Raw genomic sequence first — 26,221 nt, forward strand, 5'->3', positions numbered from 1 at the left:
CCCTCAGTGCAGTACAGGCGATGCCAGATGGCGGGCGCAGAGCTCATCCATCACGGCGAGCCCGAGGAAGGACAGCGACGGGGCGGCTTTCAGCGGCCCGGCCTGCATCAAATCTTCCAGCAGCGCACAGGCAATCAGACGGCCTTTTTCCTCGCCATGCTGGCGCAGGTAGAAGCCCTCCAGCTCGGCGGCGATGGCGCTTTCCAGCGCGTCGAGGGTGAGGTGAGGATAGCGGTGCTGACGTTCGCACAGGGTCAGCCAGGCACAGGCCACGGCGCGGCGATACAGGGCGGCACGTAATACGGGCGGTAATGGCGTTTTCATACGTTGCCCTCCCCGGTGAACCAGCGGTGGTTGCAGCGTTCGACCACGCCGTCGAGCTGGGCGGTCATCAGGTAAATCACGGAGGTGAGCTGTAACTGCTGGGTCGGGTCACGACGCAGGGAGGTACAGTCCTGCACCTGCATCAGGTCGCTGACGAGCTGGCCGACATTGCGCATATGTTCAAGGCATTCGAGGTCACGGGCAGTAATCGTGGAGTGTCTCATGCGCGCACCTCCGCCACCGGCAGACGACCGGCAAACGAGAGGACGTAATCGCGAACGAGGGAAAGGCGTGCGGCGTGTTCATCCCCGGCGACGGCGCGGAGCATACAGATGCGGGGCTGACGGTCTGCGCGACGAACAGCGGCAAACACAAAGACAAACTGCGGGTGTGACGGAGTGAGGGTCGTAGCCATAGGGGCAACCTCCATTGAGTAGCGGTTAACGCCACCACCGGAGTTCTCACGCTCGGGTGGTAGCCCAGACGGGGGTGAGAAACCGGCCTCAATGGGTACCGGCCAGCCCGAAGGCTGCCCCGCCTGAGCCACCATTACGCAGATACAGCAACGGCTTAAGAACCGATGCGTAAACAACAGGTGCACATAGGCATAGACACAAAAAAAGACGCATGGCGCGTCCGGTGTCGCCACTGAGTAACTCGGGTTCTCACGCCCGGCTGCCGATTTTGCGACAGCGGCGAAACTATACCTGGAAACGGCAAAGGGAAGCAAGCCAGAAAAAGGGGCTTTTTGCGGAACGGGCATCATCATGCGTCATAGCCCCGGTTGCGTTCGGCGATACGGTCTGCCATCCATGTGGTGATTTCCGACTGCGCCCACGCCACGTTTTTCCCGCCGAGGGAGATTTGCTTCGGGAAAGCCTCCCGGCTGATGAGGTCGTAAATCGTGGAGCGGGACAGCCCGCACAGATGCATCACTTCGGGCAGGCGAATAAAGCGCTCCTGAACGGCATCAGAAACCGGCATCAGCGGCGCGGCAGGGGCAGAAGACGGGGAAGAAAAAGCGGTGTGCATCGGGCTACCTCATAAAGTCCATACAGTGCCGGTCGTGTCCGTCCGGCCTCGGGTAGCTCTCTATTTTGTGAATATTTTCCCTGAGGGCAACAAGTCTTTTTGTAGTGGCCCACCACACAACAGAACGATTTTTAGACAGTGGCAAACGTTGGCCATCTTTTGGTAAACGTTGGCAAACTGGTGGCCCATTCCTGATTACTTTTATTTATATATTATTGGTTTTTAATCGCAAAAAAGACTAAATGGGCAGGGCTCCGTCAAAAAATAAAGGTGAACAGTAGTGAACAGTCGGTGAACACTTCTGACCTCAACTGTTCACCACTTAACTTACTGTATTACTTATATTTTTATTTAAAGTGAACAGTAGTGAACAGTTATATGTAAAAAAACAAACGGTGAGTATGCTTTTCCTGAGACCTTTCTCTGGCAAGCCGGGTTTTGACGTCCTGTTTGTGCCAGAACTGCCACAACCGCAACAGGTCGTGTTGTTGTGTGCGCCCCGGCAGAATCACCTCATGTTGAAATCACGAGGAAACCTGCCATGACCGACACCACCTTTATCCCTGATTACCTGCAACCGGCGCTGGAGCGACTGGCCGCCGCCAGAGCGGCCCATCTTGAACAGGCCCGCCGGATGGAGGACACCCTGGCGGCCATCACCCGTGCGGAGGAGCAGAAAGCGGCGCTGGAGCAGGGCAACGGCAGCGACACCCGCACATGGCGCGCTGCTTTCCGTGCCGGGGGCGCCATGCTGACCGATGAGCTGAAAAGCGGCCATATCGAACGCGTGGCCCGCCGGGAGCTGGCTCAGGAATGTGACAACCTGACTGAAGTGCTGGCCTTTGAACGTGACCTGCTGAAAGTCGCCTGCAACAGCACCGCGCGGGCATTCCGCCAGGCGCATCACGCCGTACTGTCTGAATACGCGAAGGAAGAGCTCGACCGGGCGCTGAATGACACTCTCGGGCCACTGGTCCGGGCGATGGTGCTGAAAGCGGATGTGATGGCAAACCCGCTCGCCAACACCATTGGCCATCAGGGCTACACCGAGCCGGAGAAAGAGGTCATGCATCAGGTGGTGACCTTCCTGACCAGGAAAGTGAGCGACTTCTCCGTCACGCCAGCGGATGAGCCGGTGCTCTCCCTGACTGGTTTCCCGGCCGTCGCGCTTGCGCATATGGACCACGACGCCGCCAGCACGCCCGGCGAGCGCAAGGTCTGGCAGGCGAAAATCCGTCAGCGCGAGGCTGACCTGAAAGCGCGGGGGCTGCTGCCATGATGCACTGTCCGTTCTGCAAAAAGTCGGCGCATGCCCGCACCTCCCGCTATCTGTCGGAGAACGTCAAACAGCGCTATCACCAGTGCACCAATATTGAGTGCTCGGCGACGTTCCGCACCACTGAAGCCATCGACGAGGTTATACGTCCTCCGGCGGAGAAAGCGCCGCCTGTCGCGGAGCCGGTCACACCCCCGGCACCCCGTAAAGTGCAGGGCTGTTACAGCTCGCCATACCGTCATTAATCAGGGGAGAACTGACCATGACCACCCTTACGCTACAGCAGGCTTTTGAAGCCTGTCAGAAGAACGAAACCGCCTGGCTGAACCGTAAAGCCGAACTGGCGGCCGCAGAGCAGGAATATCAGGAACAGGTGCTGGCCGGGGATGAGCGTATACCGGGCAGAATGCAGACACTGCACGACATTATCGATGTCAAAAAATGGGAGATAAATCAGGCCGCCGGGCGCTATATCCGCTCCCATGAAGCGGTACAGCGCATCAGTATCCGCAACCGGCTGAATGACTTTATGCAGGCGCACGGGACAGAGCTGGCCGCCACGCTTGCCCCGGAGCTGATGGGACTCAGCCAGCAGCCCGCACTCCTGACCGGCCATGCGCTCGACCGTTCGGCGCATTACCTGCGCGAAGCGCTGTCCGTGTGGCTGAGTACCGGTGAAGAAATTAATTATGCGGCAGAAGACAGTGATATTTTAACGGCCATCGGATTCAGGCCTGACGCGGCTTCGCGGGTGGATAATCAGGAAAAATACACCCCCGCACAGAGTCTGATTTATGCCCGCTGGCGCACGGAACTGGCCGGCAGGTAGCCCCGCAAAAAATCCACGAAAGTACCGCTATTTTCCCGAATTAAGCCATGCATCCACAGGGTGCATGGTTTTGCATGCACTTTCCCGTCCCGTCACTCCCTTCGCAGCCCCGTTCCGGCGCGGCCTGAGCCTGTTGATGCACCTGCATGAAAACCGACCCACGAAGCGGGCAGGCGAGGAGGGGAAAGCACTGCGCGCAAGAACTACAAAGTGTGTGTTTATTTTGGCAGTAAAATACAATGCTATACAGTACTGATTCTTTGGGGGTTGTGATAATGAGAACCTCATTAACCTTATGAAGATACTAGGATGCAGGTTTTGGCATAAAGCAAATATTTACGGAGGGAAACGTAATAAGTAAAATTAGTTATGCGTGTAGATGTTAGATTGGATTAACACATTGTAATATATAGAATTATTAAAGTGGAATTGTCTTTGCTTTTAATGTTTTAAATATGCGGATTTACGCCTCCGAATGTAAAAATATCTTGGAGGCGTGCTTTGTATATTAATAATTACCGCTGAAACTCCGTGTCTATGAAGTTTTCATCAGTTATGGCCGTCATTATCTGGAAAAACATTTCTTCTGGCTGGATGAATGCTAGTTCACGGCATAGGATTGTTATGTCATCATTGTAAACTATTCCCATTCTAGGATTGAATAATTCAAACTTTTGGAGAGGGCGTTTTTCTCTGGAGTAGAAGTTAAGTGTAAAATAGATTAGTAATTGTCTTAAATCATATACACTAAATTTCCTATCGCCAGATTTTATTTCTACAAGTGTATTTGGGTAGTAAATGTCTCCGTATGAGTTATTGATTATCCCACAACCTGAAAATAAAGGTGAGGAGATGGTTTGGTATATGCGATACCTATTTAATATATTCCACGCTATACTTTTAATGCTGTTATATTCGGGAACTGATAAAGGTAATTCAAAATTAGAACCGTAGCTAAATTTTCTTAATTCAAGCTCTGTTTTCTCTATAACTCTCGAGAATTCTGGGGCGTAAAAAAGATCATTCGACAAAAGTAATTGCTCGCTAATAATATTGTTATGTATTGCAACATACAGATTAAAACCACACTCATTAACAAAAACATTATTTTCCTTTTTCCCATTTTCATCAAGGGGGGGATAAACATCATCAATCAAACTACCGTTAACTATTCTTATAAAATTATTGGCGTTTGGAAGAAGTTGATTCCAATATGAAGTGAATTTTCTTGAAAAAGTCAATTCAGAAATCATAAAGCATCCTCCAGATTACGTGATGTTTGTCTGTAACTAGCCCAATCTCTGTATATTACTTCAATGAAGTTAAAGGTTGCTTTATTGTGGTCTCTCCAGTGCCTCCCTTCGTCACCGAGTAAGAAACTGGAGATTATCAATAATCTGCGTTGCAAAGGATGTAATCCAGCAAAGTTTTTCTTTATGTCTGAGAGCCAAGGAATTACTCTTAGCTTTGCCATTGATTGAGTTACAGTATTTTTTATCAATTGACTTTCTGGGTTTTTTTTATAAATCTCAGTAAGTATAAGTACTGATTTTTCACTATTTTCTTTAGATAGCATTCTGGCGACATAAGCAATGTTTAACTCTGCTTTGAGAATGTAAGATTCATCTCTAATTAATTGAATTATTTTATCCAGGATAATATTTTTTGTGGTGGTGTCAATTTTTTGCCAATTAGCAGATGCTACTTGCATTATTGTGGTGAATATTGGATATAGTTCATTTAAATTATTGAACATAACTTTAAATGCACTTGAAATAGTTTCATTCGATGTTACGGAAAATGCTTTAATCAAATGCTTGCTAAATGATTGATTTATTTTTGATTTTTGTAGTTCGCTATTGAGCATGGCTAAGAGATCAAAATCTTTTAGAGCCTCTTTAATTTCTTCATACTCCTCAACTGCATTTGCTGAATAAGGGTCAAATCTGATAGGTAAGCTCATGAATTTTGCTTTCATAGGGGCATCTTCATCTTCCTCGCTTCCATGTAATTTTGCTTTAGTTACAGATAAAAATTCTTCTTTTGAGACAATGTTGGTTTTATGTTTTTGCAACGTCAGACCTTCATTCTCCATTAATTTTTTGCTGATAAAGGTTAATATGTTATGAGCTTCCTCTTTAGATTGGCAAAAAATAATGAAGTCATCAACATACCGTTTATAGTTTATTTGATTCATTGAGAGTAACTGGTCAATGGAGTCTAAGGCAAGTTCAGCAAGTATTCTAGATGCAGGGCATCCTACTGGTACACCATATGATTTTGTTTCAGTGAATAATTGTAGCAGTTTTTTTATTTTATATGAGTATTCCCTTTGCGGATCAATGCGATCTAAGGCGTTCTCTAATCGGTGATGATATATCCTTGGATAGAAATCAGCAATATCACAAGTAAGTATATACTTGATACTATCATCTTGACATTTAGTTATGCTGTCCTCCTGATATTTTCGCCATGATATTCCTTTATCAAAAAGAGTTCCTTCATCTAAGTTAGGAGAAAATCTATATGAGTACACTTTATCTGAGTTCGCTCTTCTGTCTTCAATATCTTTAGATAAACGTATGACAAGCCCTAAGAAAAAAGCGTTCCAGTATGGATCTATTTGAGTTGCCCATCGATAACCATAATAACCTACACTTGAAAAACTGTTAATTAGAGTCGGCTGATAATCAACTTTATGTTGTTCGAAGTTTTCGAATGTATCCATTAAAGCATCAATGACTATGTCTTTTTTGTCCTCGAATAAACGACTCTCGAAAGGATATGGGAAAATATCAGTATCACCATGTTTAATGATGTTTAATAAAGCCAAATTAAAACAGTCTTCTAACTTATTATTATTAAATACGTTAGGCATTCTTATTTACTCCTAGCTTCTTTGATATATTCTCCCCACCACGTAAGTAGTTGGGTTCTCTGTTCTAAATAAAGAGCATGATTATATGCTCTCCTAACTTCATTTTTATCCGTATGTGCAAGAGTTGATTCGATTACATCTGCATTGAATCCTTGTTCATTTAACGTTGTACTTGCGATAGACCTTAAGCCATGTGCAACAAGTTTTCCACCATAACCGATCCGCTTAAGTGCAGCATTAGCCGTCTGGCTATTCATTGCTTGTTTGGGATCGTTTCTGCTCGGGAAAATATGTTCTCGGTGAGCACTTATAGGTTTCATTATCTCCAAAATATCTAATGCTTGGGATGATAAAGGAACAATATGTTCACGCTTAGCCTTCATCCTATCGGCTGGAATCGTCCAGAGCTTTGTATCGAGATCGATCTCAGCCCACCGAGCGCCAGAAGCCTCAGAAGGGCGCACAACAGTCAGGAGCTGCCACTCAATAAGACAGCGAGTCGGTACAGACAAATTTGACATAATCAAAGAGCGCATGAGCTTCGGCAATTCTTCTGGTCGTAGCGTCGGCATGTTTTGTTTTTTGGGTTTCTCAAAGGCCATACCAACACCTGATGCCGGATTTGCATCGATTAAGCCAGTGTTCACCGCATAAATCATAACCTCATTTACACGCTGTACTAAGCGGCGAACTGTCTCCAGAGCTCCGCGCGCTTTGATTGGCTCCAATGCTTCAACAATCGTTCTGGCCTTTATCTCCTGAACGGGTATTGCACCGATTGCCGGGAACACGTCCTTATCTAAAGAGCGCCATATATCTTTCGCGTAATCCTCTGTGACGCTTTTGCTTTTCATTTTGAACCAGTTGGCGGCCACTGTTGAGAAAATGCTATCCAGCTCAATCTGACGTTGCTCTGATGCTTGCTCTTGCTGCTGTTGTGGATCCATCCCCTGCGCGAGCGTAGCCAAATATTGGTCGCGTATCTGACGAGCTGCTGCGAGTGTAAGGGCAGGATATGAGCCGAGACTCAAATTTGTGCGGCTGCTGCTTCCCGGTCGTTGATAACGGAAGCGCCAGAGTTTTTTACCGGAGGTTTTGACGAGCAAGAACAGGCCATCACCATCATGCAGGGTGAAGTCTTTTTCGCGGGGTTTCGCTTTGAGGATTTCGTTGTTAGTGAGGGGGCGTGTAATGCGCGCCATGTCTGGATCCCTTCCATAATTGGTACACGTTTAATGGCCCACAGTATAGCGTGTACCTAAACGTGTACCAATTTTCTCTGGATTTAGCCGGATGTTCTCGGACAACGACAGATACAAAAAAGCCCGCAGGGCTTGTGCCGTGCGGGCTTTCTGTACTTCACCGGACGTATCCGGATCATTATTTGGTGGAGCTGGCGGGAGTTGAACCCGCGTCCGAAATTCCTACATCCTCGGTACTACATGCTTAGTCAGTCTTTACATTCGCCTGGCACCTGCGGACAGACACGCCACTACCAGACTAGCCTGATTAGTTTTAACGCTTCAACCCCAGGCAGGGCCTCCACGCGATCTCTTTTGGGTTTGACCTCTCTTTGATCCCCGTCTTAAGAGCGGAAGCTAGGGAGAGAGGGCTCAGAGCAGGTTATTAAGCTGCTAAAGCGTAGTTTTCGTCGTTTGCGACTATTTTTTTGCGGCTTTTTACGAGGCCAACCGCCCCTCGGCATGCACCTTGGGTTTCGCAAATCCCGTCGAATCCAGAATCAGCCCCAATGTGTACGTTGAGTATAACAGATTTATGAATGCGCTTACCAGCCCTCGTTTCGAGGATTATGGCGTCAGGTTGGGTGAAAAATCAGCATCAACAATGATATAGCGTCAGGGTCAGCAAAACTGACCCTGATGGAAAGGGGAATTAACGACCCGCGTGCTTCATAATTCGGGCTTTATCTACCGCCCACTCGCGGTCTTTGATATCGGTACGCTTGTCGTGCTGCTTTTTACCTTTCGCTACGCCGATTTTGACTTTGCACCAGGCGTTCTTCCAGTACAGCGAAAGAGCGACCACAGTGTAACCTTCGCGGTTGATACGCCCGTACAGGGTATCCAGTTCACGCTGGTTGAGCAGGAGCTTGCGGGTACGCGTCGGGTCGCAGACGTAGTGAGTGGAAGCAACGGCCATTGGCGTAAAGTTGGCGCCAAACAGATAGGCTTCGCCATCTTTCAAAATGACATAGCTATCACCTATGTTGGCTTTACCTGCGCGGAGAGATTTTACTTCCCATCCCTGCAGGGCAAGACCAGCCTCGTATTCATCTTCGATAAAGTATTCATGACGGGCGCGTTTATTCAGCGCTATGGTGGCTGATCCAGGTTTGTGGGCTTTTTTCTTAGTCATAATATCCTGAAGTCATCGTCTTAAAACAGTCGTACCTCAATCTTCCCGCGAGGCGTAATGGGCTATCTTAGCACGAGTTGCGGTACAGCGTTTTTTTTAGCAGCAGATAAATGATATTATTTGCACCGTGTTTATATGTGGAACCTGCTATGCCTCAGATTAGCCGTACCGCCCTGGTGCCGTTCAGTGCGGAACAGATGTATCAACTGGTAAATGATGTGAAGTCCTACCCTGATTTTCTGCCGGGCTGTACCGGTAGCCGGGTTTTGGAGCTCGGGCCGACGCAGATGACCGCGGCGGTTGACGTATCCAAAGCGGGTATCAGCAAGACCTTCACAACGCGAAATACGCTGACCAGTAACCAAAGTATTCTCATGAGTCTGGTCGATGGTCCGTTTAAGAAGCTGATTGGCGGTTGGAAATTTATCCCCCTAAGCCCGGAAGCGTGCAAAATTGAGTTTCATCTCGATTTTGAATTCACCAATAAGCTGATTGAAATGGCGTTTGGTCGCATTTTCAAAGAGCTGGCCATGAATATGGTGCAGGCGTTCACGACGCGGGCAAAAGAGGTCTACAGTGCTGGCTAACATCGTCGTTGAAGTAGCCTACGCGCTGCCGGAAAAGCAGTATCTGCAAAGCGTTAAGCTGGAAGAGGGCGCGACGGTCGAGCAGGCGATCGTGGCCAGCGGTCTTCTGGCGCTGCGTGATGATATCGATCTGGCGAAGAACAAGGTGGGTATTTATAGCCGCCCGGCGAAGCTTCAGGATCGGGTCCACGATGGCGATCGGGTAGAGATCTATCGGCCGCTGATTGCAGACCCGAAAGAACTGCGTCGCCAGCGGGCTGAGAAGAGCGCGGGAAAGTAACCGTTTCGCGCAAAGCTCAGAGATAAAAAAAGCGCTCATTGAGCGCTTTTTGCATATTGATAGCCTTACTCCGCCGTCAGGGCAGGTTTGTTATCAATGTTGGTCAGCACACCGCTGCTGTTGAAGGTCAGGGTAAGCGTCTGTTGGGTAACTTTTTCATGCCCAGGCTGCTGACGGAAAACGTAGAACCAGGTATTGGTGCCAAACGGATCCGACATCATCGGGGTACCAAGAGCATAGGCAACCTGTTGTTGCGTCATGCCGACACGAATTTTTGCTACGTCGGTTGGTGCCAGATAGTTACCCTGGTTAATGTCAGGACGGTAAACCACTCGTTCCAGAGTGGAACAGCCTGCGGTCAACATAAGAAGAACCGCTGCGGCAGCAGTCAGCATTTTACAGCGCATAGTGATTTGATTCCTTTTTGGGCCCGAGCAGTACGTGGCTCATCTGTAATATGCCGATGATAATAGACCTTTGCCCGGTTGGGAACCTTCGGCTGCAGGTCTATCGGCAATTTGCTGTTCACTATGACTCTGTGAAAATCAAAAAGTTTAGGCGGCAAGCAACTCTTTCGCGTTTGCCAGGGTATTACGAGTGACTTCACTACCGCCCAGCAGGCGGGCCAGTTCCTGCAAACGAGCGCGTTTATCCAGAGGGTGCATGTGCGTCTCGGTCATTTCACCGTCCGTTTCCTTGCAGACGAAGAAATGGTGATGTCCACAACCGGCAACCTGCGGTAAGTGGGTGACGCACATCACCTGGGTTGATTCGCCTAATTGACGCAGCAGTTTACCGACGACCGCCGCCGTAGGGCCGCTGATGCCGACATCCACTTCATCGAAAATCAACGCCGGAGTTTCCATCTTACGCGCGGTGATGACCTGAATCGCCAGCGCAATACGTGACAGCTCGCCTCCGGAGGCAACTTTAGCAATCGGCTGCAGCGGCTGACCCGGGTTAGTGGTGACGCGGAATTCGATATGGTCCGCGCCTTCAGCCGTAAGGTGGCGTTCATCAAACGCGACATCAATGGCGAACACACCGTGCGGCATCGAGAGTGAGTGCATACTCTCCGTAATTAGCCGAGTCAATTCATCGGCGCTATTTTGGCGCAGGGTATGCAGCTGCTTTGCCGTATCCAGCGCCAGCTGATGATGCTCAACGACCAGTTGGCTAAGAGATTCCAGAGAACCGGCGCTATCATCCAGCATACGCTGCTCTTCCAGTAGTGATTGGTAAAGGTCAGGAAGCTCTTCGGGCGTGATTTGGTGCTTCCGCGCCAGGGCGATCTGTCGGGAGATACGCTGCTCCAGCTCAAACAGGCGGTTCGGATCGAGATCGAGGCGATCGTGATAATGGCGCAGTTCGTCCGTTGCTTCGCTAAGCTGGATAGACGCCTCTTCAAGCATATCGAGTACCCCGGAGAGGTTACTGTCCATACCTGCCAGCTCGCTGACCAGCTGCTTCGCGGCGTACAGTTGACTCTGCAGGTTGGATTCTTCGCCGTCCGCCAGTACCGTCAGCGCATGCTGGCAGGTCGTCAGCAGCTGACCGCTGTTAGCCAGACGTTTGTACTCTTCGTCAATTTGTTCGAATTCACCCGACTGCGGGTTGAACTCGTTTAGCTCTTTTAATTGATATTGCAGCAGGTCCGCACGGGCTGCGCGCTCCTGGCTTTGCTGCTGATGCTGCGCCAGATCGCGACAGCTTTTATGCCACTGACGATAGCGCTCTGCCATTATCTGAGTAAGCGCATACTCACCGGTATAGCCATCAAGCAGCGTCTTCTGGTGTTCGGGTTTAGTCAGCAGCTGGTGGGCATGCTGGCCGTGGATCTGGATAAGCAGTTGACCCAGATCGCGAAGCTGGGATAAAGGGACAGCCGTGCCGTTAATAAAACCGCGAGAGCGGCCGTCTGCGCTGATGACGCGGCGAAGTAAACACTCACGCCCGTTTTCCAGCTGGTTCTGTTCCAGCCAGCGCTGAGCGGCAGGTGTGTCTTTCAGGGAGAAGCGGGCGCATAGATCAGCCCGGTTGGCGCCTCTGCGCACCATATCGGCTTCCGCCCGACCACCGAGGCACAGCCCCAGCGCGTCGATAGCGATCGATTTACCGGCGCCGGTCTCGCCGGTAATGGCGGTCATACCGCTGTGAAAATCGATTTCAAGCTCACGAACAATAGCAAAATTACTAATAGTGAGTTGTGCCAACATAGCTGCCTTCCTGTATGAAAAACCATTACTGTGTTTTCGTACAGTATAATCTGGTTTTTTATCCAGTAAAGGGGCTGGCTATAAAATCAGAACAATTTTTTCGACCAGCCAAGCTTGGTGCTTAATGTATTGAAATAGCTGTAATCTTTTGGATGGATGAGATTAAGGTGATAATCACAGCGGCGGATCAGCACATCTTCACCATCCTGAATTGGAAGCGCTATCTGGCTATCGCAGCTAATTTCGAGGTCGCTACAGCGTTGAGAAAAGCGCAGGCGAATGGTGCTGTCACCATTGATCACCAGCGGGCGTGCCGAGAGCGTATGCGGGAACATGGGGACCAGGGTGATAGCATCCAGTGAAGGCGTGAGAATCGGCCCTCCGGCAGAGAGTGAATAAGCCGTGGAGCCGGTGGGCGTGGAGATAATCAGGCCATCGGAGCGCTGAGAGAAAGCAAACACCTCATCAATGTAAACTTCAAACTCAATCATATGCGCCACTTTGCCGGGGTGCAGGACAACTTCATTAATTGCCGTGCTGATGCGCTTCTGGCAATCCTGCTGACACACCTGAGCTTCCAGCAGAAAGCGTTTTTCGGCGATATAGTGGCCTTCGAGCACATCGGCGAGCTGCTGTAGCGCGTTATCCGGGTCGAGATCGGTCAGAAAACCGAGGTTGCCGCGGTTAATCCCAATAACGTTAATGTCGTAGCGCGCCAGCGTACGCGCTGCGCCGAGCATATTGCCATCGCCGCCAACCACGACGGCCAGGTCTGCCTGTTGGCCAATTTCGGCCAGCGTCCCGGTCTTCACATTGCTGAGCTGCAGTTCATGCGCGATTTGCTGCTCAACCAGCACTTCATAACCTTTGCTGGACAGCCAGCGCCAGAGCATTTCATGTGTGGTCAGCGCGGTTGGGTGACGAGGGTGTCCCACAATGCCTATACACTTGAAGTGGTTCTTCATGATCTGGATGTCCTTGCGTTAAATGAATAGTGACAATCTGGCCGCGTTCCCTTGAAACCAGGAAACTGATCCCCATAATAAGCGAAGTTAGCGAGATGAATGCGAAAAAAACGCGGAGAAATTCATGAGTAGTAAAGAACAGAAAACGCCTGAGGGGCAAGCCCCGGAAGAAATTATCACGGAGCAGCACGACGACGTTGAGGCGGTAGAGCCTGAGGTTTCGGCTGAGCAGGTGGATCCGCGCGATGAAAAAATTGCGAATCTGGAAGCTCAGCTTGCTGAAGCGCAGAAGCGCGAACGTGAAGTATTGCTGCGTGCGAAAGCTGATGAAGATAACCTGCGCCGCCGTACCGAGCTGGATATCGAAAAAGCGCATAAGTTTGCGCTGGAGAAATTCGTCAACGAGCTGCTGCCGGTCATCGACAGCCTGGATCGCGCGCTGGAAGTCGCTGATAAAGCTAACCCGGCTATGGCGCCGATGGTTGAAGGCATCGAACTGACGCTGAAGTCCATGCTCGACGTGGTACGTAAGTTCGGCGTGGAAGTGATTGGCGATACGAACGTGCCGCTGGATCCGAACGTCCATCAGGCCATTGCGATGGTTGAGTCCGAAGACGTCGCGCCAGGCAACGTGCTGGGCGTTATGCAAAAGGGTTATACCCTGAACGGTCGTACTATTCGCGCGGCGATGGTCACCGTCGCGAAAGCGAAGTAAATAAGCGAAACGGCTACCGCGAGGTGGCCGTTTTTCTATTCCCTTCTGCCAGTCCGCAGGGGGGGCTATGACTCAGCCACGCTCTCGCGAATGGGTTTAACCGGCATCACCTTCACCCGTTTAATCATATTCTCCTGAACATCAAGAATATCGATATCATACTGTTCAATGCGTACGCGGGTACCCGGAGCGGGGATCTCTTCGAGTGCTTCGAGGATGATACCGTTAATGGTTCGCGCTTCATCTTCCGGGAGATGCCAGTTAAATGCCTTGTTGATTTCCCGTACGTTGGCGGTTCCATCGATAATCACTGAGCCATCATTAAGCGGCGTCACCTCTTCAGCAAGCGTAGGCGACATTGAAGTCGTAAAATCGCCGACGATCTCTTCGAGGATATCCTCAACCGTAACCAGTCCCTGAATGTCGCCATATTCATCAACGACCAGACCCACTTTCTTTTTATTGCGCTGGAATTTCACCAGCTGCGTACTGAGCGGCGTTCCTTCCGGCACGAAGTAAATTTCATCGGCGGCGCGCAGCATGACTTCTTTTGTGAACTCTTTTTTCTCGGTCATCAGGCGATAAGCTTCGCGTACCCGCAGCATGCTGATGGCATCGTCCAGCGTGTCGCGGTACAGCACGATGCGCCCGTGCGGAGAGTGAGTCAGCTGGCGGACAATGGATTTCCAGTCGTCGTTAATATTGATACCGACAATATCGTTGCGCGGGACCATGATGTCGTCAACGCTGACTTTCTCGAGGTCCAGCACGGAGAGCAGCATGTCCTGATTGCGGCGGGAGATCTGCGAACGTGATTCATTAACGATAGTACGCAGCTCATCTTTGCTTAATGCCCCGCTAATGACAATGTCGGTTTTAATGCCCATCATGCGCATCAGAATGCGGGTAATCGTGTTGAGCAACCAGACCAGCGGCATCATCAGTATTTGCAGCGGCGCAAGCAGGAGGCTGCTGGGATAGGCGACCTTTTCCGGATAGAGCGCCGCAATGGTTTTTGGCAGCACTTCGGCAAACACCAGCACCACAAACGTCAGGACGCCGGTGGCAATGGCGACGCCGGCATCGCCGTACAGGCGCATGCCCACAATGGTGCCCAACGCCGAGGCAAGAATGTTGACGAGGTTATTGCCAATGAGAACCAGGCTAATGAGACGGTCAGGCTTACGCAGGAGCTTTTCGACGCGTTTTGCCTGACGATTGCCCTGCTTGGCCATATGACGCAGGCGATAGCGGTTTAGCGTCATCATGCCGGTTTCTGAACCGGAGAAATAGGCGGAGATAACCACCATGACGATCAGCGTCACGATCAGCGTGGTGGTGGAGATATGTTCCACTTGGGCTTCCTTAAAGACTTAGCTCATGAACTGTTGCAATACGCGGCTACCAAAGTAGGCCAGCGTCAGCAGCCCTGCGCCAGTCACGTTAAACCAGACGACCCGGCGTCCGCGCCACCCTTCATGATAGTGGCCCCAAAGCAGGACGATATAAACGAACCACGCAATAATAGACAGTACTGCTTTATCAATGTTTTCCGCGCTAAACAGGTTGTGCATATAAAACAACCCGGTGCACAGCGTCAGGGTTAATAGCACCACGCCTATCTGGGTGATGTGGAACATTTTACGTTCAATGCTCATCAGCGGCGGCATTTCGCTACTGAAGGTCAACTTTTTATTCTTCAACTGATAATCAATCCACGCCAGCTGCAGAGCGTAAAGCGCAGCGATAATCAGCGTAGCATAAGAAAAGAGCGACAGGCCGATATGGACCAACATCCCCGGCGTGGTTTCCAGATGCGTGATGTACTCGTTCGGCATAAAGGTCGCGAACGCGAGGTTGATTAAGGCGAAGGTGTAGACAATGGGCAGCAATAGCCAGCCGCGATTACGCGAAGCGACGATGGTCATCACCGTACAGATCATCAGGCTGACCAGCGATCCCACGTTTAATAGACTGAGGTTCTGCCCGCTTTCGCCGCCGGGAAAAATGCGTGACTCTAGCGCGAAGGCGTGACAAATCAACGCAATAGTTGCGGAAAGAATCGCCATCCGCCGCCAGCTGCTGTTTTTTTGCAGCAGGCCAGGGACGATCAGCGCGAGGCTGATGGAGTAGGCGACAAGAGCGAGTAGAGCAAAAACAGGCATATGAGCGTCGACTGTTGACTAAATAGTAAAGAGAAGCAGTATAGCGTCACGCGACTCTGGCTCCAACCGTTGCAGCACATTCGCGTTTATGTCGTGTTATACTGCGCCCATTCCGTTTTTGTGTCGCTGCGGCGACCGACCGTTTCCACCTCAGGCGAGAGACAATGTTTGATAATTTAACCGATCGTTTGTCGCGTACGCTGCGCAACATTAGCGGCCGCGGACGCCTTACTGAAGACAATATTAAAGATACCCTGCGCGAAGTGCGTATGGCGCTGCTGGAGGCGGACGTTGCTCTGCCTGTGGTACGTGACTTCATCAACCGCGTAAAAGAAAGCGCGGTAGGTCATGAAGTCAACAAAAGCCTGACCCCGGGCCAGGAGTTCGTCAAAATCGTGCGCAACGAACTGGTTGCCGCGATGGGCGAAGAGAACCAGGCGCTGGATTTAGCCGCGCAACCGCCAGCCGTGGTGCTGATGGCCGGTTTGCAGGGGGCGGGTAAAACCACCAGCGTCGCGAAGCTGGGTAAGTTCCTGCGTGAAAAGCACAAGAAGAAAGTGCTGGTGGTTTCCGCTGACGTCTATCGCCCTGCGGCGATCAAGCAGCTGGAAACGCTGGCCGAGCAGGTTAGCGTTGATTTCTTCCCGTCTGACGTAGGTCAGAAGCCGGTTGATATCGTTAATGCCGCGCTGAAGGAAGCGAAGCTCAAATTCTACGACGTGCTGCTGGTGGATACCGCCGGTCGTCTGCACGTTGATGAAGCGATGATGGATGAGATTAAGCAGGTTCATGCGTCTCTCAATCCAGTAGAAACCCTGTTTGTTGTCGATGCGATGACCGGCCAGGATGCGGCGAACACGGCGAAAGCGTTTAATGAGGCTCTGCCGTTGACCGGGGTCGTGCTGACCAAAGTGGACGGCGACGCCCGCGGCGGTGCGGCGCTGTCGATTCGTCATATCACCGGCAAGCCGATTAAATTCCTTGGCGTTGGCGAGAAAACCGAAGCGCTGGAGCCGTTCCATCCGGACCGTATCGCTTCCCGTATTCTCGGCATGGGCGACGTTCTGTCGCTGATCGAAGATATCGAAAGTAAGGTTGACCGTGCGCAGGCTGAAAAGCTGGCTTCCAAACTGAAAAAAGGCGACGGTTTTGATCTCACCGATTTCCTTGAACAGCTGCGGCAGATGAAAAACATGGGCGGTATGGCCAGCCTGATGGGCAAGCTGCCGGGCATGGGACAGATACCGGACAACGTTAAATCGCAGATGGACGATAAGGTGCTGGTGCGTATGGAAGCCATCATCAACTCGATGACGCTGAAAGAGCGCGCGAAACCGGAAATTATTAAAGGTTCGCGCAAGCGCCGCATCGCCGCAGGCTGCGGAATGCAGGTGCAGGATGTGAACCGTCTGCTCAAACAGTTTGACGATATGCAGCGCATGATGAAGAAGATGAAGTCGAAAGGCGGCATGATGAAGATGATGCGCGGAATGAAAGGTATGATGCCGCCTGGGTTCCCCGGGGGGCGATAGTATCGTCGCTATTTTGCTGTCGGGGCGCGCTTCTTTTTTTATCCATTGTTGGCGCGCTCTGGCTCAGTTACCCCATTTAGGGGGCCTTCCACGGCAGAGTTTATAACTGCTGATTGCAATTTCCCCAGAAATCAGTAAAATTTTCGGGCTTTTAATATGACACCGGGCTCCGTTCCTCGATGGGGCCCGGTGTTTTATTCACACAAGAGGATGTTATGGTTACTATTCGTTTAGCACGTCACGGCGCGAAAAAGCGTCCGTTCTACCAGGTTGTTGTTACCGACAGCCGTAATGCACGCAACGGTCGCTTCATTGAGCGCGTTGGTTTCTTCAACCCGATCGCTTCTGCGACCGAAGAAGGAACTCGTCTGGATCTGGATCGTATCGCTCACTGGGTTGGCCTGGGCGCTACTGTTTCCGATCGCGTAGCTGCGCTGATCAAAGCCGCTAACAAAGCAGCTTAATCTGTCACGGTGGTCATGATGAGCAAGCAACACACCGCACAAGCACCTGTTGAACCGATTGTATTAGGCAAGATGGGTTCTTCCTACGGTATCCGTGGTTGGCTCAGAGTGTTTTCCTCCACCGAAGACGCCGAAAGCATTTTTGACTATCAGCCCTGGTTTATCCAGAAGGCGGGTCAGTGGCAGGTTGTTGAGCTGGAAAGCTGGCGCCACCACAATCAGGATATCGTCATTAAGCTGAAAGGCATTGACGATCGCGATGCAGCGAATCTTTTGACTAATTGCGAAATTGTCGTGGATTCATCGCAGCTGCCTGCGCTTGAAGAGGGTGACTATTACTGGAAAGACCTGATGGGCTGCCAGGTAGTGACCACTGAAGGCTATGGTCTCGGTAAAGTCATCGATATGATGGAAACTGGATCTAATGACGTTCTCGTCATCAAGGCAAACCTGAAAGATGCATTTGGTATCAAGGAGCGGCTGGTTCCGTTCCTCGATGGGCAGGTTATCAAGAAAGTCGATCTCGCTACTCGTACTATCGAAGTAGATTGGGATCCTGGTTTTTAAATTCTCCGGATAAACGGTAAAAAAACGGCGCTATGGGGATTGGCTTGTGTTTATAGGTATCGTTAGCCTGTTTCCTGAAATGTTCCGCGCAATTACCGATTACGGGGTAACTGGCCGGGCAGTAAAAAATGGCCTGCTGAGCATCCAGAGCTGGAGTCCTCGTGATTTCGCTCATGACCGGCACCGTACCGTGGACGATCGTCCTTACGGCGGCGGACCGGGGATGTTAATGATGGTGCAACCTTTACGGGATGCCATTCATGCAGCAAAAGCCGCGGCAGGTGAAGGCGCAAAGGTGATTTATCTTTCACCTCAGGGACGCAAGCTTGATCAAGCGGGCGTCAGCGAACTGGCAACCAATCAGAAGCTGATTTTGGTATGCGGTCGCTACGAAGGCGTAGATGAGCGCGTAATTCAGACCGAGATTGATGAAGAATGGTCAATCGGCGATTACGTTCTCAGCGGTGGCGAGCTACCGGCAATGACGCTGATTGACTCCGTTTCCCGGTTTATTCCGGGGGTTCTGGGTCATGAAGCTTCAGCAATCGAGGACTCTTTTGCTGAAGGATTGCTGGATTGCCCGCACTATACGCGGCCTGAAGTGTTAGAAGGTATGGAAGTACCGCCGGTATTGCTGTCGGGAAACCACGCTGAGATACGTCGCTGGCGTCTGAAGCAGTCGCTGGGCCGGACCTGGCTTAGAAGACCTGAACTTTTGGAAAACCTGGCTCTGACTGAAGAGCAAGCAAGGTTGCTGGCGGAGTTCAAAAAGGAACTCGCGCAACAGCAGCATAAACATGATGGGATGGCGTAAGCCCCCAATATCAGTTTACCCAGGATAAGAGATTAAATTATGAGCAACATTATTAAGCAACTTGAACAAGAACAGATGAAGCAGGACGTACCTTCCTTCCGTCCGGGTGATACCGTGGAAGTGAAAGTATGGGTTGTTGAAGGTTCCAAAAAACGTCTGCAGGCATTCGAGGGCGTGGTTATCGCTATTCGTAACCGCGGTCTGCACTCTGCATTCACTGTTCGTAAAATTTCCAACGGCGAAGGCGTTGAGCGTGTCTTCCAGACTCACTCTCCGGTAGTTGACAGCATTTCTGTCAAACGTCGTGGTGCTGTACGTAAAGCTAAACTGTACTACCTGCGTGAGCGTACCGGTAAGTCTGCTCGTATCAAAGAGCGTCTTAACTAAGATTCGCTTTCGCGACATCCTGAATGAGAGGGCTGGCCTGATGGGCTGGCCCTTTTTTTATCTTTATTTTAACCATTTTATTGTGAATCATTTACAATACGGCCCTTATTCGGAGGGGCGGTGGTCAGCGATATTCTTCATCAATCAGCATCTCAACGGCGGGCCGCATGGCTGGCGCTGTTTGCGATCGCGCTGATCGTGGTGGCGCCGTTGATCTCAGTCGCTTTGCAAAAAGATCCGATGAGCGGAATGCACCACGCAATGATGACGATGGCGGAAGATGCGCCATCACATCAGATGGCGATGATGCACGCCGACGCTTCGATGCCGCAACGCTCGCACGGCGTACCGCTCGATCATGCTGAAGCCTGTGGCTACTGCGTGCTGTTAGCTCACGTGCCAGGCCTGATTTTCGCGCTGATGCTGCTGCTTGTCATGGTGCTTCGACGCCAGCGAGTCCCTGTTAGCCGACCAGTACACAAACACTGGCATTACTTTCCCTGGCTTTATCCTCTTACCCGAGCGCCGCCGCGTCCGTCTGCTTTCCCCCTTACATAAAAAATAACCTGCGCACTGCGCAACGTTCTCTTTTGCTTTTAAAAAAGGAAAAGTATGACTACCTGCACCTCGCGCGCGGCATGGCTGAACCTGCTGCGGCGTTTTCATTTCTATATCGGACTGTTTATCGGACCGTTTATTTTTGCGGCGGCTCTGACCGGTACGCTATATGTCGCCACTCCACAGCTGGAAAGCTGGCTCTATCAGAATGCGCTTCGCGGTACGCTCAGTGGAGAAAAACAGCCGCTCAGCGCGCAAATTACCGTAGCAACAGAGGCTATACAGGGAAACCTGCACCTGCATGCGGTACGCCCGGGGATACAGGCTGGCGATACTACCCGAGTGATGTTTATTGACCCGAACCTTGGCGAGTCGGAAACGCGGGCAATTTTTGTCGATCCGGTGACGTTAAACGTGAAAGGAGATCTGCCGGTTTACGGTACCAGCGGTATTTTGCCGCTGCGTCAGTGGATTGATTATGCCCACCGCTCATTGCTCCTGGGGAGCGTTGGCCGCCTGTACAGCGAGCTCGCTGCGTCCTGGATGTGGGTTGCCGCTCTCGGTGGGATCGCGCTGTGGTCGATGACCCGCCCGCGTCGTCGCATTAACAATAAGATGCAGAATAGCCGCCGCCTGCATGTCTCTCTCGGATGGGCATTGCTGGTCGGTATGCTCATATTTTCTGCGACCGGTTTAACCTGGTCACAATGGGCCGGTGGTAACGTCGATAAGATGCGCGCCGCCTTTGGTTGGCTGACGCCACAGGTGAATACGCAGCTTGAAAGCGCCGTTTCGGCAGTTCACGATTCGCATGCGGAACATCATATGGGAAGCAAGATGATGGGCGAGGCGGCATCTCCGCTGCGCGTAGAGGAGTTTGATAAGATTCTGCTGGCCGCACGTGCTGCGGGGTTGGATGCCGGCAAGCTGGAGATTCGACCGCCGTCGGGTCCTGGGCGCGCGTGGACGGTAAATGAAATCGACAGAAGCTGGCCAACCCAGGTTGATGCTGTCGCGATCGAGGGGTCAACGATGCGGATCGTTGACCGTACGCATTTTTCCGACTTTCCGCTCATGGCCAAGCTGACCCGCTGGGGGGTTGATTTCCATATGGGAATTTTGTTCGGCCTTGTTAATCAGCTATTGCTTATCGCGTTCGGAACCGCACTCTGCGTGATGATAGTGGTGGGATACCGCTTGTGGTGGATCCGCCGCCCGGCGCGCGCGGCGGCTAACCCGGCCAATACGTTGATACAGGCGTGGTTTGGATTAGCATGGCCCGCTCGTCTGCTGACTGCCGTTATTGCGGTGTTGTTGGGGGTAGCGCTGCCGCTAATGGGGGGCAGCCTCGCGCTATGTCTCGCCGTTGATTATCTGCGCTGGCGCGCAGCAACGGCGATGTTAGAGGCTAAATCAGTCGAATAGGTTGTTTAAGGCGTGCTGATAACCACCGTGACGCGGCGGTTTTCAGCGCGTCCTTTCGCGGTATCGTTACTGGCTATCGGATACTTTTTCCCGAGTCCGCGAGTGGTCAAATTGGCGCGCGGAATATTCGCCCCTTCGGCCCATGCATCCGCAACGCTGTTGGCGCGCTTAAGCGATAACATTTCGTTGTAGCCATCTTCGCCGTAATTATCAGTATGGCCTTCGAGGCGGCTGTGGGTAATACCGGTGGTGGCCAGGCGTGAAGCCATCGTGCGGATTTGCTGCTTGCTATCGGCACGCAGGTGGTAATCATTTTTATCAAATAAGATGGTATCAGATATTCCTAATGACCAGTCGCCGTTGGTTTCAGTAAAGCCGTATGACTTCATTGCTGCAATTTGTTCTGCAGAGAATTTTCCTTGCGGAGCCTGGCAGCCGCTAAGAAAAATTGCGGCAAGTAAAGCAGGTGCAAAATATTTCCCAATCATGGTGATTCCTTTTATTTTTGCGTTTGCTGCAAGCGCTGGTGTTTCATCCGATACATATTTTGATCGGCAAGCTCTTGCAGATTTTCCGCGGAGGCATGTTCCCAGGTTAAAGCGTATCCAATACTCAGTGACAGACTGGTGGTGTGGCCATTGTGGAGATTAAATGGCTGGATAAACTGTTCGGACAACGCACGGCACAGGGCCTGAACTTCGGTCTCTGAATGCACATCGCGTAGCAGAATGGCAAATTCATCGCCGCCGAGACGCCACGCCTGATGCTGTTTGCCGACAAAGGCCATCAGGCGGCTCGCGACTTCAATTAACACTTTATCGCCAGCTGCGTGGCCCCAGTTATCGTTAATAAGCTTGAAGTTATCGCCATCAAGAAATAACAGCGCGGAACTACTGTGGACGGTTTCGTCTTTCATCAGCTCATTAATGACATTACGGAAAGCCGCTCTGTTAGCCAGACCGGTTAACGGATCGTGCAATGAACTGCGCAGGAGCTGGGCATTTTTAGCCTGAAGCTGCCGCTGCCAGTCCTCCATTTCGCCCAATAGGCTATTAAAGTCCTGGGCAAACAGGTGGAATTCTTCAATGCGCTCTTCGGGGACCCGGCGAGAAAAATGGCGATTTTCGCGAATATCATGCACCACTTCGGTAATGCTCTGTAACGCAGCCACAATGCCGCGGTGCAGCGAGTGGGTCAGGAGCAAGGCGATGCAGGAAGCAAGAAAAATGCTGCCGGTGAGCACAATAATTGAGATGCCAAGAAAATAGCTTATCAGCCGGTCCAGCGCGGTCAGACGGAGTTCACCGATGATTTTCCCCTGGTGCCAGATAGGCTGTACCGTGGGGTCAGGGAATAGCCATTTGCTGATAACGTCGCTGATTTTATCCTGCCTGACCAGCCGCTCGTTATGCCATGAGGCGAAGGGCTTTTGTCGGCCATCGACCAGAATGGCTTTGGAGAATTGCCCCTGTCTTCCCAGCGTGGCCAGCGTATCTTCAGCCGCTGCGCTATCGCCAAAAACGAGCGCGGCTTCCAGGCTGCGGCCCATGGTAGCGGCGGTAAGCTCCAGGTTTTTTTGTGCGTATTGCTTAAGTGTGAATATGGAAGCGGCGCAGAGTAACAGCCAGACCAGTGTCATAGAGATCACCACGCTTATCATGCTGATACGGCGCAGCGCTCTTTTAAATGTGGGGCGCGGGGCCTGAGAAAAATCCTTATTCATGTGATGTTTTCCGGGCAAGCATCAGTACCTCGGGATTAACCCGAACGCCGCTGTGCGTCAGTACATCCAGATTTACGGAAAATCTGACTCTCTCATTGTTTATAAGCAGGCAAAAAGCGCTGCCAATAGAGCAATCGGTGTTTTGTTCCGCAATAAGTAATAGGGGCCGGTTTCCATATTTGGCCGTAAATTCAGACTGTTGGATCGGTGATTCACTGCCAAAATAAAAACCATCGCAGGTCGTCTGTAAGGCTTCTTCTGTATTACGAACAATCACGGGTTTATAAGGCAATATTTCCGGTGCTTCTTCGGCCAGGCTATGGATATAACGTGATGTCGAAAAAATACATAGCCTTGGAGGACCTGATAATTGCGGCCAGCGTGTATAAGTCACGATCCCCGAAACGATCGTCCGAACATTTTCAGACGGTCCGGAGGCAACAGCAGAGATACCCACGAGTGATAGTACTAAAGTCAAAAAGAGACGGTGAAGAACAGTCATTACGGTTCCGTCAGGTTGTCATTGCGTGGGGGATGCAGATTGCTGAAACCCGGGCGAAGAATAGCATTATTGATGAAAAGCGTCATTAGCCAGCCTCGCCGCTTTAAGATAATTCTCACCAGGATTTTTCGTAAAAGAATCGCTTTTAAAAAGGGAGTAACGGGCGTTAAATCGCTATGTGTAAATAATAATGTACAATAAAAAGGAAGTTTTGCGCGATTTAATTTCCATGTGTAAAGTAAGATTTACGGAATATGGATTGAAATCTTTACTTTGTGTGGTATCGTTACGTCATCCTCGCTGAGGCAATAACTATCGCAAACAAGCTATACAGGATCGCAATCATGCAAAAAGACGCGCTGAACAACGTACATATTACCGATGAACAGGTTTTGATCACTCCGGATCAGTTGAAAGCTGAATTCCCTTTGAGTGTTGAGCAGGAAGCGCAGATCGCGCACTCTCGGCAGACCATCTCTGACATCATCGCCGGTCGCGATCCGCGCTTGCTGGTGGTGTGTGGTCCTTGCTCAATTCACGATCCTGAAACCGCCATTGAGTACGCTCGTCGTTTTAAAGCTCTTGCCGCAGAGGTCAGCGATAGCCTCTATCTGGTCATGCGCGTCTATTTTGAAAAACCCCGTACCACCGTTGGCTGGAAAGGGCTGATTAACGATCCGCATATGGATGGTTCTTTTGATGTGGAAGGCGGCCTGAAGATTGCGCGTCGTCTGCTGGTTGAACTGGTCAATATGGGGCTACCGTTGGCGACGGAAGCGTTGGATCCAAATAGTCCTCAGTACCTCGGCGATCTGTTTAGCTGGTCCGCTATCGGCGCGCGTACGACGGAATCCCAGACTCACCGCGAAATGGCTTCAGGCCTGTCGATGCCGGTTGGGTTTAAAAACGGCACCGACGGTAGCCTTGCCACCGCCATTAACGCGATGCGCGCTGCCGCAATGCCGCACCGTTTCGTCGGCATCAACCAGGCTGGACAGGTGTGCCTGCTGCAAACCCAGGGCAACCCGAACGGTCACGTCATTTTGCGCGGTGGGAAAGCGCCAAACTATGGCCCGGAAGACGTCGCGAAGTGCGAAAAAGAGATGACTCAGGCGGGACTGAAGCCTTCCCTGATGGTAGATTGCAGCCATGGGAATTCGAATAAAGACTACCGCCGTCAGCCCGCGGTTGCGGAATCCGTGGTCGCGCAGATCAAAGATGGTAACCGTTCCATTATTGGTCTGATGATTGAGAGCAATATCCACGAAGGTAATCAGTCCTCTGAGCAGCCGCGTTGCGATATGAAATACGGCGTCTCGGTGACCGATGCCTGCATTAGTTGGGAAACCACCGATGCGCTGCTCCGCGAACTTGATAAGGATCTGCGAGGCCATCTGGCGGCTCGTCTGGCGTAAGAGGATTGTATGGTTGCTGAACTGACCGCGTTACGCGATCAAATTGATGAAGTCGATAAAGCGCTGCTGGAGTTGCTGGCGAAGCGCCTGGAGCTGGTAGCGCAAGTCGGAGAGGTTAAAAGCCATTATGGCCTGCCGATTTACGTCCCTGAGCGTGAATCGGCGATGCTGGCCTCCCGCCGTGAGGAGGCTGCTGCGCTTGGGGTTCCGCCGGATCTTATCGAAGATGTCCTGCGTCGCGTCATGCGTGAGTCTTATTCCAGCGAAAACGATAAAGGTTTTAAAACGCTTTATCCGAACCTGCGTCCGGTCGTTATTGTCGGTGGCGGCGGGCAAATGGGGCGTCTGTTTGAGAAAATGCTGACGCTTTCCGGATATCAGGTTCGTATCCTGGAGAAAGACGACTGGTCGCGGGCGGACGAGATTGTCGCCGATGCCGGTATGGTTATCGTCAGCGTGCCGATTCATATCACGGCGGCGACGATTGCTCAGCTGCCTCCGCTGCCGGCGGACTGCATCCTGGTCGATTTGGCTTCGGTGAAAGCGGAACCGCTGCAGGCGATGCTGGCTGCGCATAAAGGTCCGGTATTGGGTCTGCATCCTATGTTTGGTCCTGATAGCGGCAGCCTGGCGAAGCAGGTAGTGGTGTATTGCGATGGCCGCCAGCCTGAGGCCTACCAGTGGTTTCTTGAGCAAATTCAGGTCTGGGGCGCTCGGTTGCATCGTATCAGCGCCGTCGAACACGACCAGAACATGGCCTTTATTCAGGCGTTGCGCCACTTTGCTACCTTCGCTTATGGCCTGCATCTGGCCGAAGAGAACGTGCGTCTTGAGCAACTTTTAGCGCTCTCGTCGCCAATTTATCGTCTGGAGCTGGCGATGGTTGGCCGACTGTTTGCCCAGGATCCGCAGCTCTACGCTGACATTATTATGTCCTCGGAAAATAACCTGGCGCTGATTAAGCGATACTACCAGCGTTTCGGTGAAGCTATCGGCCTGCTGGAGCAGGGGGATAAACAGGCGTTTATCGATAGCTTCCGTAAGGTTGAACACTGGTTCGGGGACTATGCCCAGCGCTTCCAGAGCGAAAGCCGGACGTTGCTGCGCCAGGCGAATGATAATCGGCAGTAAGGCGTAAAACGCGTATACAATAAAGCCAGAGGGGTGACCCGCTGGCTTTTTTATAGGGAT

The 26,221-nt window shown here is 51.4% G+C and carries 31 protein-coding genes, 1 other RNA gene and 1 pseudogene; 15 read left to right on the plus strand and 18 right to left on the minus strand.

The features are described 5' to 3' along the window. Nucleotides 1-3: 3 nt before the first annotated feature. The 5 genes and pseudogenes from ACE3MN_RS06240 to ACE3MN_RS06260 form a co-directional block, all read right to left on the minus strand. On the minus strand, nt 4-324 hold the full coding sequence (locus tag ACE3MN_RS06240) for a DUF5375 domain-containing protein (protein WP_375364312.1): 321 nt from the start codon (nt 322-324) through the stop codon (nt 4-6). Continuing rightward, nucleotides 321-548: a hypothetical protein gene (locus ACE3MN_RS06245; RefSeq protein WP_004185275.1), complete on the minus strand. Its 228-nt coding sequence runs from the start codon at nt 546-548 to the stop codon at nt 321-323. The genes ACE3MN_RS06240 and ACE3MN_RS06245 overlap by 4 nt, the downstream gene beginning before the upstream one ends. Then, nucleotides 545-739, minus strand: a complete 195-nt coding sequence (locus ACE3MN_RS06250; RefSeq protein ID WP_004132556.1) for a host cell division inhibitor Icd-like protein — start codon at nt 737-739, stop codon at nt 545-547. Before ACE3MN_RS06250 ends, ACE3MN_RS06245 begins: the two co-directional genes overlap by 4 nt. Before the next feature lie 24 nt (nt 740-763). Beyond that, a pseudogene (locus ACE3MN_RS06255) lies at nt 764-1,093 on the minus strand (ash family protein); the annotation flags it as partial. Next, on the minus strand, nt 1,090-1,356 hold the full coding sequence (locus tag ACE3MN_RS06260; RefSeq protein ID WP_032413985.1) for an AlpA family transcriptional regulator: 267 nt from the start codon (nt 1,354-1,356) through the stop codon (nt 1,090-1,092). The gene ACE3MN_RS06260 and the pseudogene ACE3MN_RS06255, both read right to left, overlap by 4 nt. A gap of 541 nt (nt 1,357-1,897) precedes the next feature. On the opposite strand from ACE3MN_RS06260, the gene ACE3MN_RS06265 reads away from it, so the two are divergent. From ACE3MN_RS06265 to ACE3MN_RS06275, 3 genes are read left to right on the plus strand one after another with little or no spacing between them, the layout of a single operon-like run. After that, nucleotides 1,898-2,635 carry a glycoprotein 3 gene (locus tag ACE3MN_RS06265; protein ID WP_375364313.1) on the plus strand — a complete coding sequence of 246 codons (738 nt, stop codon included), beginning with the start codon at nt 1,898-1,900 and terminating at the stop codon, nt 2,633-2,635. After that, complete coding sequence (locus tag ACE3MN_RS06270; protein WP_004185270.1) at nt 2,632-2,877, plus strand: ogr/Delta-like zinc finger family protein; 246 nt, start codon at nt 2,632-2,634, stop codon at nt 2,875-2,877. Before ACE3MN_RS06265 ends, ACE3MN_RS06270 begins: the two co-directional genes overlap by 4 nt. A 17-nt stretch (nt 2,878-2,894) precedes the next feature. Then, entirely contained in the window at nt 2,895-3,461 is a 567-nt protein-coding gene (locus tag ACE3MN_RS06275; RefSeq protein ID WP_375364314.1) for a phage polarity suppression protein, read from the plus strand. Between the two features lie 515 nt (nt 3,462-3,976). Here ACE3MN_RS06275 and ACE3MN_RS06280 read toward each other — a convergent pair. From ACE3MN_RS06280 to smpB, 5 genes are all read right to left on the minus strand, one after another. Beyond that, nucleotides 3,977-4,714: a hypothetical protein gene (locus ACE3MN_RS06280; protein ID WP_079934267.1), complete on the minus strand. Its 738-nt coding sequence runs from the start codon at nt 4,712-4,714 to the stop codon at nt 3,977-3,979. Then, on the minus strand, nt 4,711-6,339 hold the full coding sequence (locus tag ACE3MN_RS06285) for an RNA-directed DNA polymerase (RefSeq protein ID WP_086528024.1): 1,629 nt from the start codon (nt 6,337-6,339) through the stop codon (nt 4,711-4,713). Before ACE3MN_RS06285 ends, ACE3MN_RS06280 begins: the two co-directional genes overlap by 4 nt. Nucleotides 6,340-6,341: 2 nt before the next feature. After that, entirely contained in the window at nt 6,342-7,541 is a 1,200-nt protein-coding gene (locus tag ACE3MN_RS06290; protein WP_086528025.1) for an integrase domain-containing protein, read from the minus strand. 183 nt (nt 7,542-7,724) lie between these two features. Then, nucleotides 7,725-8,088, minus strand: a transfer-messenger RNA (tmRNA) gene (gene ssrA / locus ACE3MN_RS06295). 144 nt (nt 8,089-8,232) lie between these two features. Further along, nucleotides 8,233-8,715: an SsrA-binding protein SmpB gene (gene smpB, locus ACE3MN_RS06300; protein ID WP_004104655.1), complete on the minus strand. Its 483-nt coding sequence runs from the start codon at nt 8,713-8,715 to the stop codon at nt 8,233-8,235. 149 nt (nt 8,716-8,864) lie between these two features. Here smpB and ACE3MN_RS06305 point away from each other — a divergent pair, with 149 nt between their 5' ends. Both ACE3MN_RS06305 and ACE3MN_RS06310 read left to right on the plus strand, forming a co-directional pair. Then, nucleotides 8,865-9,302 carry a type II toxin-antitoxin system RatA family toxin gene (locus ACE3MN_RS06305; protein WP_004104653.1) on the plus strand — a complete coding sequence of 146 codons (438 nt, stop codon included), beginning with the start codon at nt 8,865-8,867 and terminating at the stop codon, nt 9,300-9,302. After that, entirely contained in the window at nt 9,292-9,582 is a 291-nt protein-coding gene (locus ACE3MN_RS06310) for an RnfH family protein (RefSeq protein WP_024358398.1), read from the plus strand. The genes ACE3MN_RS06305 and ACE3MN_RS06310 overlap by 11 nt, the downstream gene beginning before the upstream one ends. A 65-nt stretch (nt 9,583-9,647) precedes the next feature. On the opposite strand, the gene bamE is transcribed toward ACE3MN_RS06310, so the two are convergent. The 3 genes from bamE to nadK form a co-directional block, all read right to left on the minus strand. Continuing rightward, the gene (bamE, locus tag ACE3MN_RS06315; RefSeq protein WP_004123807.1) at nt 9,648-9,989 is read right to left on the minus strand and encodes an outer membrane protein assembly factor BamE; all 342 of its coding nucleotides are present in this window, start codon (nt 9,987-9,989) and stop codon (nt 9,648-9,650) included. Nucleotides 9,990-10,136: 147 nt separating this feature from the next. Then, on the minus strand, nt 10,137-11,798 hold the full coding sequence (recN, locus tag ACE3MN_RS06320; protein WP_024358397.1) for a DNA repair protein RecN: 1,662 nt from the start codon (nt 11,796-11,798) through the stop codon (nt 10,137-10,139). Between the two features lie 86 nt (nt 11,799-11,884). Next, nucleotides 11,885-12,763 carry an NAD(+) kinase gene (nadK, locus tag ACE3MN_RS06325; protein WP_004104646.1) on the minus strand — a complete coding sequence of 293 codons (879 nt, stop codon included), beginning with the start codon at nt 12,761-12,763 and terminating at the stop codon, nt 11,885-11,887. A gap of 124 nt (nt 12,764-12,887) precedes the next feature. On the opposite strand from nadK, the gene grpE reads away from it, so the two are divergent. After that, nucleotides 12,888-13,478, plus strand: a complete 591-nt coding sequence (grpE, locus tag ACE3MN_RS06330; RefSeq protein ID WP_102649987.1) for a nucleotide exchange factor GrpE — start codon at nt 12,888-12,890, stop codon at nt 13,476-13,478. Between the two features lie 65 nt (nt 13,479-13,543). On the opposite strand, the gene ACE3MN_RS06335 is transcribed toward grpE, so the two are convergent. Both ACE3MN_RS06335 and ACE3MN_RS06340 read right to left on the minus strand, forming a co-directional pair. After that, the gene (locus ACE3MN_RS06335; RefSeq protein WP_004853327.1) at nt 13,544-14,833 is read right to left on the minus strand and encodes an HlyC/CorC family transporter; all 1,290 of its coding nucleotides are present in this window, start codon (nt 14,831-14,833) and stop codon (nt 13,544-13,546) included. Nucleotides 14,834-14,851: 18 nt separating this feature from the next. Next, on the minus strand, nt 14,852-15,643 hold the full coding sequence (locus tag ACE3MN_RS06340; RefSeq protein ID WP_004123787.1) for an inner membrane protein YpjD: 792 nt from the start codon (nt 15,641-15,643) through the stop codon (nt 14,852-14,854). 164 nt (nt 15,644-15,807) lie between these two features. On the opposite strand from ACE3MN_RS06340, the gene ffh reads away from it, so the two are divergent. The 7 genes from ffh to ACE3MN_RS06375 all read left to right on the plus strand — a co-directional run bounded on the left by ffh (nt 15,808) and on the right by ACE3MN_RS06375 (nt 21,390). Beyond that, nucleotides 15,808-17,175 carry a signal recognition particle protein gene (gene ffh / locus ACE3MN_RS06345; RefSeq protein WP_004123779.1) on the plus strand — a complete coding sequence of 456 codons (1,368 nt, stop codon included), beginning with the start codon at nt 15,808-15,810 and terminating at the stop codon, nt 17,173-17,175. Nucleotides 17,176-17,390: 215 nt separating this feature from the next. Beyond that, complete coding sequence (rpsP, locus tag ACE3MN_RS06350; protein WP_004123777.1) at nt 17,391-17,639, plus strand: 30S ribosomal protein S16; 249 nt, start codon at nt 17,391-17,393, stop codon at nt 17,637-17,639. A gap of 18 nt (nt 17,640-17,657) precedes the next feature. Then, nucleotides 17,658-18,206: a ribosome maturation factor RimM gene (rimM, locus tag ACE3MN_RS06355; RefSeq protein ID WP_004123774.1), complete on the plus strand. Its 549-nt coding sequence runs from the start codon at nt 17,658-17,660 to the stop codon at nt 18,204-18,206. A 46-nt stretch (nt 18,207-18,252) separates the two neighbouring features. Beyond that, nucleotides 18,253-19,020 carry a tRNA (guanosine(37)-N1)-methyltransferase TrmD gene (gene trmD, locus ACE3MN_RS06360; protein WP_004104636.1) on the plus strand — a complete coding sequence of 256 codons (768 nt, stop codon included), beginning with the start codon at nt 18,253-18,255 and terminating at the stop codon, nt 19,018-19,020. 39 nt (nt 19,021-19,059) lie between these two features. Then, entirely contained in the window at nt 19,060-19,407 is a 348-nt protein-coding gene (gene rplS / locus ACE3MN_RS06365) for a 50S ribosomal protein L19 (RefSeq protein ID WP_004104634.1), read from the plus strand. 120 nt (nt 19,408-19,527) lie between these two features. Then, nucleotides 19,528-19,965: a DUF2946 domain-containing protein gene (locus ACE3MN_RS06370; RefSeq protein ID WP_024358396.1), complete on the plus strand. Its 438-nt coding sequence runs from the start codon at nt 19,528-19,530 to the stop codon at nt 19,963-19,965. Nucleotides 19,966-20,019: 54 nt separating this feature from the next. Further along, nucleotides 20,020-21,390 (plus strand): PepSY domain-containing protein, encoded by a 1,371-nt coding sequence (locus tag ACE3MN_RS06375; protein WP_154931034.1) that lies wholly within the window; start codon nt 20,020-20,022, stop codon nt 21,388-21,390. 5 nt (nt 21,391-21,395) lie between these two features. Here ACE3MN_RS06375 and ACE3MN_RS06380 read toward each other — a convergent pair whose 3' ends face one another. From ACE3MN_RS06380 to ACE3MN_RS06390, 3 genes are read right to left on the minus strand one after another with little or no spacing between them, the layout of a single operon-like run. Beyond that, nucleotides 21,396-21,878, minus strand: coding sequence for an OmpA family protein (locus ACE3MN_RS06380; protein WP_004136929.1), 483 nt, complete (start codon nt 21,876-21,878; stop codon nt 21,396-21,398). Nucleotides 21,879-21,889: 11 nt separating this feature from the next. Then, nucleotides 21,890-23,113, minus strand: coding sequence for a diguanylate cyclase DgcN (gene dgcN / locus ACE3MN_RS06385; protein WP_004136930.1), 1,224 nt, complete (start codon nt 23,111-23,113; stop codon nt 21,890-21,892). Next, nucleotides 23,106-23,615, minus strand: a complete 510-nt coding sequence (locus ACE3MN_RS06390) for a YfiR family protein (RefSeq protein WP_049250678.1) — start codon at nt 23,613-23,615, stop codon at nt 23,106-23,108. The genes dgcN and ACE3MN_RS06390 overlap by 8 nt, the downstream gene beginning before the upstream one ends. 344 nt (nt 23,616-23,959) lie before the next feature. Here ACE3MN_RS06390 and aroF point away from each other — a divergent pair, with 344 nt between their 5' ends. Next, complete coding sequence (aroF, locus tag ACE3MN_RS06395) at nt 23,960-25,030, plus strand: 3-deoxy-7-phosphoheptulonate synthase AroF (protein WP_049086780.1); 1,071 nt, start codon at nt 23,960-23,962, stop codon at nt 25,028-25,030. A 9-nt stretch (nt 25,031-25,039) separates the two neighbouring features. Further along, nucleotides 25,040-26,161: a bifunctional chorismate mutase/prephenate dehydrogenase gene (gene tyrA, locus ACE3MN_RS06400; RefSeq protein ID WP_004136934.1), complete on the plus strand. Its 1,122-nt coding sequence runs from the start codon at nt 25,040-25,042 to the stop codon at nt 26,159-26,161. The last annotated feature ends 60 nt before the right edge of the window (nt 26,162-26,221 follow it).

The sequence above is a fragment of the Klebsiella grimontii genome (genome assembly GCF_042137965.1).
In the GTDB taxonomy this organism is placed as follows: domain Bacteria; phylum Pseudomonadota; class Gammaproteobacteria; order Enterobacterales; family Enterobacteriaceae; genus Klebsiella; species Klebsiella grimontii.

Coding starts and splice junctions, on each gene's coding strand:
- ACE3MN_RS06240 (WP_375364312.1), bottom strand. CDS start 324: ATGAAAACGCCATTACCGCCCGTATTACGTGCCGCCCTGTATCGCCGC.
- ACE3MN_RS06290 (WP_086528025.1), bottom strand. CDS start 7,541: ATGGCGCGCATTACACGCCCCCTCACTAACAACGAAATCCTCAAAGCG.
- ACE3MN_RS06305 (WP_004104653.1), top strand. CDS start 8,865: ATGCCTCAGATTAGCCGTACCGCCCTGGTGCCGTTCAGTGCGGAACAG.
- smpB (WP_004104655.1), bottom strand. CDS start 8,715: ATGACTAAGAAAAAAGCCCACAAACCTGGATCAGCCACCATAGCGCTG.
- ACE3MN_RS06265 (WP_375364313.1), top strand. CDS start 1,898: ATGACCGACACCACCTTTATCCCTGATTACCTGCAACCGGCGCTGGAG.
- ACE3MN_RS06380 (WP_004136929.1), bottom strand. CDS start 21,878: ATGATTGGGAAATATTTTGCACCTGCTTTACTTGCCGCAATTTTTCTT.
- ACE3MN_RS06375 (WP_154931034.1), top strand. CDS start 20,020: ATGACTACCTGCACCTCGCGCGCGGCATGGCTGAACCTGCTGCGGCGT.
- rimM (WP_004123774.1), top strand. CDS start 17,658: ATGAGCAAGCAACACACCGCACAAGCACCTGTTGAACCGATTGTATTA.
- rplS (WP_004104634.1), top strand. CDS start 19,060: ATGAGCAACATTATTAAGCAACTTGAACAAGAACAGATGAAGCAGGAC.
- dgcN (WP_004136930.1), bottom strand. CDS start 23,113: ATGAATAAGGATTTTTCTCAGGCCCCGCGCCCCACATTTAAAAGAGCG.
- ACE3MN_RS06390 (WP_049250678.1), bottom strand. CDS start 23,615: ATGACTGTTCTTCACCGTCTCTTTTTGACTTTAGTACTATCACTCGTG.
- aroF (WP_049086780.1), top strand. CDS start 23,960: ATGCAAAAAGACGCGCTGAACAACGTACATATTACCGATGAACAGGTT.
- ACE3MN_RS06250 (WP_004132556.1), bottom strand. CDS start 739: ATGGCTACGACCCTCACTCCGTCACACCCGCAGTTTGTCTTTGTGTTT.
- recN (WP_024358397.1), bottom strand. CDS start 11,798: ATGTTGGCACAACTCACTATTAGTAATTTTGCTATTGTTCGTGAGCTT.
- ACE3MN_RS06275 (WP_375364314.1), top strand. CDS start 2,895: ATGACCACCCTTACGCTACAGCAGGCTTTTGAAGCCTGTCAGAAGAAC.
- grpE (WP_102649987.1), top strand. CDS start 12,888: ATGAGTAGTAAAGAACAGAAAACGCCTGAGGGGCAAGCCCCGGAAGAA.
- bamE (WP_004123807.1), bottom strand. CDS start 9,989: ATGCGCTGTAAAATGCTGACTGCTGCCGCAGCGGTTCTTCTTATGTTG.
- ACE3MN_RS06260 (WP_032413985.1), bottom strand. CDS start 1,356: ATGCACACCGCTTTTTCTTCCCCGTCTTCTGCCCCTGCCGCGCCGCTG.
- ACE3MN_RS06340 (WP_004123787.1), bottom strand. CDS start 15,643: ATGCCTGTTTTTGCTCTACTCGCTCTTGTCGCCTACTCCATCAGCCTC.
- nadK (WP_004104646.1), bottom strand. CDS start 12,763: ATGAAGAACCACTTCAAGTGTATAGGCATTGTGGGACACCCTCGTCAC.
- tyrA (WP_004136934.1), top strand. CDS start 25,040: ATGGTTGCTGAACTGACCGCGTTACGCGATCAAATTGATGAAGTCGAT.
- ACE3MN_RS06245 (WP_004185275.1), bottom strand. CDS start 548: ATGAGACACTCCACGATTACTGCCCGTGACCTCGAATGCCTTGAACAT.
- ACE3MN_RS06270 (WP_004185270.1), top strand. CDS start 2,632: ATGATGCACTGTCCGTTCTGCAAAAAGTCGGCGCATGCCCGCACCTCC.
- ACE3MN_RS06285 (WP_086528024.1), bottom strand. CDS start 6,339: ATGCCTAACGTATTTAATAATAATAAGTTAGAAGACTGTTTTAATTTG.
- rpsP (WP_004123777.1), top strand. CDS start 17,391: ATGGTTACTATTCGTTTAGCACGTCACGGCGCGAAAAAGCGTCCGTTC.
- ffh (WP_004123779.1), top strand. CDS start 15,808: ATGTTTGATAATTTAACCGATCGTTTGTCGCGTACGCTGCGCAACATT.
- ACE3MN_RS06280 (WP_079934267.1), bottom strand. CDS start 4,714: ATGATTTCTGAATTGACTTTTTCAAGAAAATTCACTTCATATTGGAAT.